Origin of the sequence: Brevundimonas sp. UBA7534 (assembly GCF_002479325.1) — a bacterium.
GTDB lineage: Bacteria > Pseudomonadota > Alphaproteobacteria > Caulobacterales > Caulobacteraceae > Brevundimonas.
The window spans coordinates 1,600-2,388 of the sequence record NZ_DLMO01000165.1; the positions used below are offsets into that span (position 1 = coordinate 1,600).

Sequence of the window (789 nt, forward strand, 5' to 3'; positions counted from 1 at the left end):
GCCACGGCGAAGCCGATCAGGAAGGCCGCCTGCCGGCCGACCCGCTCCCAATCCAGAAGAATCAGGGCCAACACGCCCCAGATCGCGATGTCGTCCAGGCTGGCGTAGCGCAGGATGCGCTGGCCCAACGGCTGGCGCAGGATGTCCAGCTTTTCCATGAACAGGACCAGGATCGGCAGGGCGGTGACGGCGCAGGCCATGCCGACGCCCAGGACCAGTTGCCAGGTCTGGCCCTGCGGCCCGATCCAGCCGGGAAAGCGGATCATGCCCAGCGCCACCACGGCCCCGAACAGCAGCGGCGTCGCCAGGGCCAGGCCCGCCGTCACGCCGGTCTCGGCCTTGCGCTTCCAGGCCTGGCTCAGGTCCAGCTCCAACCCCGCCACGAAGACGAAGATCATCACCGCCCACCAGGCCACGCCGTTCAGGGCGGTGATCACGTCGGGGGTGAAGATGGTCGCGTAATAGGTCGGAAAGGCCGCGCCCAGAACGCCTGGACCCAGCAGAACGCCGCCGATGATCTGCACCACCACCAGGGGCGCGTAATAGTCCGTCCTGAACCCCCGCCAGATCAGATAGGGCGCGCTGAAGATGATCAGCATGGCCGCCAGATAGAGCTCGGTCGTGGTCACGCCGTGGTGCATCGCTTCCCCCTCCTGCGATCCTAAGGCCTGATCCGTCGGGAGGAAATCGCGATCTGCGGCGAGTCAGGCGGCGCGTTCGACCGCATCGGGTCCGGCGGCCGCGCGTTGCAGGGCGTCGTATAGCTTTTTCGGCTCGAGCGGCTTGGCC

The 789-nt window shown here is 67.6% G+C and carries 1 protein-coding gene; it reads right to left on the reverse strand.

From position 1 onward, the window contains the following. Window positions 1-641 (reverse strand): cation:proton antiporter (locus B2U11_RS14005; RefSeq protein WP_292072600.1); only part of this gene is annotated, 641 nt, incomplete at its 3' end. Window positions 642-789 lie beyond the last annotated feature (148 nt).